Source organism: Phormidium pseudopriestleyi FRX01 (genome assembly GCF_017313335.1).
Lineage (GTDB): Bacteria > Cyanobacteriota > Cyanobacteriia > Cyanobacteriales > Laspinemataceae > Laspinema > Laspinema pseudopriestleyi.
Genome location: NZ_JAFLQW010000132.1, coordinates 1 through 7,590, shown reverse-complemented (window position 1 = coordinate 7,590; position 7,590 = coordinate 1). Strand labels below are relative to the sequence as shown.

General features: G+C 46.6%; 9 protein-coding genes. 7 read left to right on the top strand and 2 right to left on the bottom strand.

Features of this window, described 5'->3' with window-relative positions:
• The 4 genes from J0895_RS05075 to J0895_RS05060 all read left to right on the top strand — a co-directional run.
• On the top strand, positions 1-678 hold a 678-nt coding region (locus J0895_RS05075), incomplete at its 5' end, for a type I restriction endonuclease (RefSeq protein ID WP_340643453.1).
• Positions 679-887: 209 nt separating this feature from the next.
• Entirely contained in the window at positions 888-1,769 is an 882-nt protein-coding gene (gene trpC / locus J0895_RS05070; protein ID WP_207087033.1) for an indole-3-glycerol phosphate synthase TrpC, read from the top strand.
• Between the two features lie 245 nt (positions 1,770-2,014).
• Positions 2,015-2,278, top strand: coding sequence for a DUF5340 domain-containing protein (locus tag J0895_RS05065; RefSeq protein WP_207087032.1), 264 nt, complete (start codon positions 2,015-2,017; stop codon positions 2,276-2,278).
• A 153-nt stretch (positions 2,279-2,431) separates the two neighbouring features.
• Positions 2,432-3,580, top strand: a complete 1,149-nt coding sequence (locus J0895_RS05060) for a pyridoxal-phosphate-dependent aminotransferase family protein (protein WP_207087031.1) — start codon at positions 2,432-2,434, stop codon at positions 3,578-3,580.
• A gap of 286 nt (positions 3,581-3,866) precedes the next feature.
• Here J0895_RS05060 and J0895_RS05055 read toward each other — a convergent pair whose 3' ends face one another.
• Entirely contained in the window at positions 3,867-4,382 is a 516-nt protein-coding gene (locus tag J0895_RS05055; RefSeq protein ID WP_340643452.1) for a pentapeptide repeat-containing protein, read from the bottom strand.
• Positions 4,383-4,494: 112 nt separating this feature from the next.
• Here J0895_RS05055 and J0895_RS05050 point away from each other — a divergent pair, with 112 nt between their 5' ends.
• Both J0895_RS05050 and J0895_RS05045 read left to right on the top strand, forming a co-directional pair.
• Positions 4,495-4,848, top strand: a complete 354-nt coding sequence (locus J0895_RS05050) for a phage holin family protein (protein WP_207087030.1) — start codon at positions 4,495-4,497, stop codon at positions 4,846-4,848.
• Positions 4,849-4,934: 86 nt separating this feature from the next.
• A complete protein-coding gene (locus J0895_RS05045) occupies positions 4,935-5,807 on the top strand; it encodes an S-methyl-5'-thioadenosine phosphorylase (protein ID WP_207087029.1) in 873 nt (290 codons plus the stop codon).
• A gap of 32 nt (positions 5,808-5,839) precedes the next feature.
• Here the strand turns inward: J0895_RS05045 and J0895_RS05040 are convergent, their stop codons facing one another.
• Positions 5,840-6,484 carry an HD domain-containing protein gene (locus tag J0895_RS05040; RefSeq protein ID WP_207087028.1) on the bottom strand — a complete coding sequence of 215 codons (645 nt, stop codon included), beginning with the start codon at positions 6,482-6,484 and terminating at the stop codon, positions 5,840-5,842.
• Between the two features lie 330 nt (positions 6,485-6,814).
• On the opposite strand from J0895_RS05040, the gene J0895_RS05035 reads away from it, so the two are divergent.
• Positions 6,815-7,474 (top strand): ribonuclease H-like domain-containing protein, encoded by a 660-nt coding sequence (locus tag J0895_RS05035; protein ID WP_207087027.1) that lies wholly within the window; start codon positions 6,815-6,817, stop codon positions 7,472-7,474.
• The last annotated feature ends 116 nt before the right edge of the window (positions 7,475-7,590 follow it).

The following is a 7,590-nucleotide window of genomic DNA, read 5'->3' as shown; positions in this document are numbered from 1 at the left end:
CGCCTAATTATTGCTCTCCCCCTTCAAATTATGACCCAAACTTTACCCATAGAGCGCACTGTTAAAACCTTCAGCCAACTGCAAACCCAATTTAATCTCCAGCGTACTACCGATGACCAATTTTTCCAGGAGTGGTTAAACCTGGATCATAGTATGACTGCCTCGGAGCAACAAACCCTTGATGGGATTCAGCAAAAATACTTTTACCAACTTTCTGAGGGTCAACTGGGAGAAGAAACGATTAAATTAATTGTGTTGTCACCCCTGCTGGATTTGGCGGGATTTTTTGAGCCGCCCTTTCGGTTTACCACTGAACCGACTGTGCAAATTACGGCTGAACAAGATGATATTATTTATCGGGGTCGGATTGATGCGTTGGTTCTGTTGGAAAGGCTGTGGGTGGTGGTGATTGAATCTAAGGAAACCAGTTTTTCCTTAGAAATGGCTTTACCGCAAACTTTAGCTTATATGCTGGCTCATCCGAATCCCCAACGCCCGGTTTTTGGCATGGTGACGAATGGGGGAAATTTTATTTTTGTGAAACTGCAACATCAAGAATTTCCCCAATATGAATTATCGAGTGTATTTTCTCTGCTGCCTCGGCGAAATCAACTCTATGATGTGTTACAGATTCTCAAACGGTTGGGACGGATGGCGATCGCGTTCCAGTTAGTTTAATTGAGGAATTGATTCACTCCACCCCCTGAATTGAGTGATTTACCTAACTGCCTCTCCTCGGAGTCGGTTTCTAACGATCGCTTTTGTGGTTAAATCTTTACTACTGAGGTAGAGACTGGCCGGGTCAGGTCTCTAGGGGTGCTGGTTTAAATCCCTGCCGAAATTCTTTCCTCAACCTGCTGTTATTTCTGTTGATTGATTCTAACCCCATGCCAAATATTCGCCGCCGTCCTCCGAATCCTGCTGTAGGCGTCAAGTCGATGCGCTATCAAATCCAGGTTCCTGATGCTGAACCCCGACATATTCTCGAAGAAATCGTTTGGCATAAAGAAATAGAAGTGGATGCATGGCGAGATCGCCAGCCTTTGCTAGAGTTACAAAAACTCCTCCAGGCAGTCCCTGCACCGAAGGATTTTCTGGGTGCCTTGGTGTCGGCATCTAAACAACCGGCGGCGATCGCTGAAATTAAAAAAGCCTCTCCCAGCAAAGGGGTCATCCGCGAAGACTTCGACCCGGTGGAGATCGCCCAATCTTACCAGAAAGGCGGCGCCGCTTGTCTATCAGTCCTCACCGATAGTAAATTCTTTCAAGGCAGTTTTGACTACCTCAAAGCCGTCCGCGAAGTTGTCGATTTACCCTTACTTTGTAAAGATTTTATCATCTATCCCTATCAGATTTATTTGGCACGGGTTAATGGGGCGGATGCTATCTTACTGATTGCTGCAATCCTCTCTGACAAAGACTTGCAGTATTTTATTAAAATTGCCAAAACATTAGGAGTAACTCCCCTAATTGAAGTACATACCTTAGAAGAATTGGACCGAGTTTTAGCCTTGGATGGGGTTACTTTAATTGGCATTAATAATCGCAACCTCGAAGATTTTACCGTAGATTTAGCCACCACCTGTCAACTGCTGGAACAACGGCGCGATCGCCTGGAAAACATCCTCATGGTTAGCGAATCCGGACTGCATACCCCCGATGACCTCAAACGGGTGGCCGATGCGGGTGCCAAAGCCGTATTGATTGGGGAAGCCTTAATGAAACAACCGGACCCTGGGGAAGCCCTCGCTGCTATTTTTCCCGAGTAATTGATTCCTGGGGGGGCTTAAAGAGACCTCTCCCCAAACCCCTCCCCTCTGAGGGGAGGGGCTTTCCGGCTCCCCCTTCCCTCGGAGGGAAGGGGGTTGGGGGGTTAGGTCTCCCCTCCCCAACCGAGTAATCCATTCCTCGGCCCGATCGCCCTTCAAGACCTGTCAGGTTCTATACTAAAACAATGCAATGCCTGATTCCCTAGGAATTGAGCATCCATTTACAGGAGACCGCCGCCGCAATTATGGAACCCATTCCTCTTCCTTCCCCCATTCACTATGAACTGCTTCTGCAACTGTTGGAACGGCAAACCCTCTATGCGGTGAATCAGAATCCCTCCGCCAGGGAACAGGTGCAACAACTGATTGTAACCCTCAGAAAAGCCCAAAGCCAACAGAAGCAGCTAGAGTCTCGGTGTCAGCGCGAAAATATGCCCGTAGAACACCGCTGGTCCCTTAATGAAGTGGCGGCGGCTAAGACTCCTGGAAATTCTGCCCCTGCTGAGTAAGCAAAAGCTCTTGCATTGAGGACAGTAAACCAGTAGAATCAAAGATTCGGGTGAAAGCGCATTCAGCAACAGCACTCGCCGGTACAGAGCCTTACGGGAGGCATCTATCGGAACTCCTCAAACTTAAATTTAATTGCATTAGGACTAGATTTCATGGACGACAAGCTGATGCTAATGATTCCTGGCCCCACTCCGGTGCCAGAACAAGCATTGAGAGCCTTGGCAAAACATCCCATAGGCCACCGTAGCAAAGAATTTGAGGCAGTCATCGCCGAGGTGACGGAAAATTTGAAATGGCTGCACCAAACTCAAAGCGATGTCTTGATGCTTACGGCGTCGGGGACTGGCGCGATGGAAGCGGGAATCATTAACTTCCTGAGTCCAGGCGATCGCGTCATTGTCGCGAGCAATGGTAAATTTGGTGAACGCTGGGCGTTCGTTGCCAAAGCCTATAACCTCACCGTAGACCCCATCACCGCTGAATGGGGACAAGCTTTGGACCCTGAGCAATTCCGGCAAAAGCTGGAAGCGGATACCAACAAAGAAATTAAAGCCGTCATCGTCACTCACAGCGAAACGTCCACTGGGGTTGTCAATGACCTAGAAACCATCAATCGTCACGTTAAAGCTCACGGTGAGGCATTAATTATCGTTGATGCAGTCACCAGTTTAGGGGCGATGAATGTGCCGTTTGACGCTTGGGGACTCGATGTAGTCGCCTCGGGGTCACAAAAAGGCTTTATGATTCCCCCGGGACTGGGATTTGTCGCCGTCAGCGCCAAAGCATGGTCCGCCTACAAAACGGCTAAACTGCCGAAATTTTATCTGGATTTGGGCAAATACAAGAAAGCCACGGATAAAAATAGCAGTCCATTTACCCCCCCAATTAACCTAATTTTTGCCTTGCAAACCACCCTGCGGATGATGAAGCAGGAAGGGTTAGAAAATATCTTCAAGCGCCACGAACGGCAAATGAAGGCCACTCGTGCGGCAGCAACGGCAATGGGATTAAAACTCTATGCGCCGGATCATGCAGCAGCGCGATCGATTACCGCTGTCGTGACTTCGGATGCGGAACAAATTCGGTCTATTGTCAAGAAACGGTTTGATATTGTGATGGCTGGAGGACAAGACCACCTCAAGGGAGAAATCTTCCGGATTGGACATTTAGGATTTGTCAGCGATCGCGACATCCTCACCGCCATTGCTGCCCTAGAAGCCGCCTTGCAAGAACTCGGTAAGGCAACAGCCCAAGTCGGTGCCGGTGTCGCCGCGGCCGCCAAAATTCTAGGGGAATCCTAACCCAATCCCTCGTTCTGAGGCAACAACCGGCGGGGGTTGAAACCCCCGCCTAATAGCTAAAGTCGGTTAAAACCGACTACAAACATTACCTCCTAAGACTTTCAGGCGGTTGAAACTGACATTTTGCCACCTTCCCAACTCCGGCGGGAGATAAATCCCTACCGTGGGTTAAAAACTAACTAAAAACATTGTCCAATAAGACTTTCAGTCGGTTTCAACCGACTTAAGCTGTTAGGCGGGGGATTGATCCCCCGCCGGGTGTTGCAACTTTCGTCACGAGGATAGGTTACCGGCAGCCGAGGGATTCACGAGTATCAACCCCGGTTTTTGGATTGACGCCACTGGCAGTTTCACAGAGTTGCTTGACTTGCGCCCCATCTAAAATGGCATCGGTGAAGTCTGCACCTGTAATTTTCATCTTCTTGACATTCGCCCCGAGAAACAGCGCCTCGACTAACACCGCATCGGTGAAATCGGCATTGGTTAAGTTGGTCCATTCCAGCATAGAATTGGTCAAATCCGCCCCATGAAAATTCGCCTCTTTCATCATGGAAAGGCTAAAAATGGCCCCCTCTGCCTGAACATTTGAGAAATTGGTAAATTGTAAATCCGCATTAGAAAACTCTGCGGTCCGCAAGAACTGCCCTGAAAAGTCTTTCCCGGAAAGTTGGGCATTGCTATAGGAAAGCGGAGGCGGATAGTATTTATAAGCCTGCGCTAATGCGGGTAAGGGCATGAATAAGAGCAGGATAGCTAAGGCAGCAGCAGCCAAGTGTCGCAAGTTCATAACGGGATTTGTCAAGGTTTTTTTACAGTAACCCAGCAAGGTCTATAGCTCAGGGTACTGCATTTTGGGGCGAAATTGGCAAATCTGTGGTTACAATTTAAGGTGAAGTGACCCTGGAAACAGACTTATGCTCGGTTTTATCATTACTTGGTTGGTTGCGGCCATTTCTCTGCTGATTACGGCCTATGTTGTTCCCGGTATCTATGTTGCTGGGTTTTCATCTGCTGCTCTTGCTGCTATTTTAATGGGATTGATTAATGCCATTGTCAAACCGATTCTGGTGCTTTTGACGTTACCTTTAACGATTTTGACTTTGGGGTTATTTTTGTTGGTGATTAATGGCATCACCCTCGCCCTGGTGGGATATCTTACCCCAGGGTTTGCGGTGAATGGCTTTTTTCCGGCTATCATTGGAGCACTCGTGTTATCGTTGGTTTCGAGTGCGATCGGGCATTTTGTGAAAGAGGGAACGAATGCTTAAGAACCAACCCAATTTAACTTAAAATTCATTAAGATTAGCCCGCATTAGCGGGCTTTGTTGTGAAACAATAGAGGAATTAGGATACAATGGAACCCGTTAAAATCGGTATTATTGGGGGAAGCGGACTCTATGAAATGGAGGCGCTTAAAGATATTGAAGAAGTGCCGATGAATACCCCCTTTGGTTCTCCTTCGGATGCGGCGATTATCGGGACTTTAGAGGGCACCCGGGTGGCTTTTTTAGCCCGTCATGGTCGTCACCATAGTCTGATGCCTTCGGAAATTCCGTTTCGGGCTAATATTTATGCCCTGAAAAAATTAGGGGTGGACTATATTATTTCGGCCTCGGCGGTGGGTTCGTTGAAGGAGGAGGTGAAACCGCTGGATATGGTGGTTCCGGATCAGTTTATCGATCGCACTCAACATCGGATGTCTAGCTTTTTTGGTGAGGGTATTGTTGCCCATATTGCCTTTGGGGAACCCGTTTGCGATCGCCTCGCAGAAATCCTCTCTGATGCGGTTGCCAGTTTGAATTTACCGGAGGTTAATCTGCATCGCGGCGGAACTTATGTCTGTATGGAAGGGCCGGCGTTTTCCACTCAAGCTGAATCTAATCTGTATCGCAGTTGGGGGGCGAGTATCATTGGGATGACTAATTTAACCGAGGCAAAATTGGCCCGGGAAGCGGAAATTGCTTATGCAACTTTGGCCTTGGTGACGGATTATGACTGTTGGCATCCGATGCATGATAGTGTGACCGTAGAGATGATATTGGAACACCTCCATGCTAATGCCGCCAATGCCGAGAAAGTAATCCAAGAAGTGGTGAGGCGATTGGGCAAAAATTCCCCGGAAAGTAAGGCACATTCGGCGTTGAAATATGCGATTTTAACGCCAATGGAACGAGTGCCGCCTCGGATTAAGGATAAATTAAAGGTGATTTTGCAGAAATATTTGTAAGGTTGATCCGGGTAGGGTTGGGACGGCTGACCCTACCAGGAAAGGGTTTGGATTTCTTGTTCTAAGTTACGGCGGGCGATCGCCTCTTGTTCCTCAAACATTAGGGGAGTAAAATAGAGGCGATCGCGCTTTAAGAGTCCTTTCAAAAATTGGGTTCTCCCCCGGCGATAATCGGCTTCAGAATAGGCTACAAATTCTCGACGAATCGCCTGGGTGTAAAACTGATATTCCGTCGGTTCGGTCGCCAAAATTGCCCAATCTGCATCGAGAAGAATCTGTGTATCCAATTCATTCTCTGCCGCTTCATGATGTTTCGTCTTGAGAATCATGGTTTGGGTGGCGGCAATGGTTGAGGCGGGAATGTTTAATGTGGGTAAGATTTCCCCGGCATATTCGGCACTTTTTTCCTCATTATCAGAGGCGGTGGGGTCATAAATGACATCATGAAACCAGGTGGATAAATAAATAGCGGGGAAATCCTTTGCTAGAGGTTTCATTCGGTCGAGGATTTCCATCATGAACTGAATATGTCCGAGGTTATGATAATATCGTTGGGGATGAGAATAGGTACTGACTAAATTAAATAAGATTTTTTTACCGAGTTTGCGATCGGCAGAAAACTGTTTTAACAAGGCGTCCCAAGTCAATTTGAGGCCCAATCCATTTACATAGTTCATGAATCCCCGCGATCGCCTAAAATAATCGTCTTAACACCAACAGTCTCCACGGTTGTAGCCTGCCACTGCTGTCACTGTCAAACTTCACGAGGGTGATTTTCTACAGGCATCCTAGGAAGCGTAGGACCGGCATCGGATTTTCCTAGAAAACCTTTACTGTTACAGGGCGATCGCGCCAATCCTCGCTTTCTTGGTTAATACCCCACAGACTCTCTCAACTTTCCTAGGGCCTTGGTGCGATCGGCCTAAGTAAGTTGCCCTGAAAATCCCGATAGAATTATATGATATAGTATATCTCTTATTCACTATCTTCTTGTATTGTAGGCTACCATGTGGAAAAAAGAACTCTGGCTAGAAACTGATTTCATTAACAATTTTTATCCGGGCCATCTTCATAATTTAGTCTTTATTGATTTAGAATTTTTTCCGGTTTACGTCACGCCAAACAAGGTCCAACAAAGAATTTTTGGCTATACAATTACTCGAATCCTAGAAACAAATGAGTCTCAATATATTAAAATTCAATTAATCGAAAATCATCGAGAAGAAAAGCATTTAGTTAAAGAAATTATTAGCGACCTGCAATTATTGCAAGGTAAAATTTTTGTGGGTTTTAATATTATCAACAGTGATTTATATTGTTTAACGAAGCGAATCAGGTCATTGAAACTAAAACCCGACATCAGTCCTCTAACTATTTTAGATTTATATGACCCCAAACAATCTCAATATCGCGGCGGATTAAATGGATTATTTGAATATCTGGATATCAACATTGATAAACAAATTAATGGCCTTTATATTCGCCGGAATGCCAAGCGGGTCCTATCTCAAAAAGAAAATGCCAGTGAAATTATTAATAGAATTTATGAATATTGTTTAGAAGATGCCAAGAATTATTTTTATATTGTCTCCAATTGGAAACAAAAATTTCCGCCTTTAGACCCGAATACGTTTCGCCAGTATGAGTTTAAGGTCAAGCGGTATTAAGTCCAGTTGAAAACGGGTGCATCTGATGTTAGGCAACCACCACCCCGCCCTACGGGCACCCCTCCAGAGGAGGGGAATTTTCCCCATTCCCCTCCTCTGGAGGGGTGCCCCTAGGG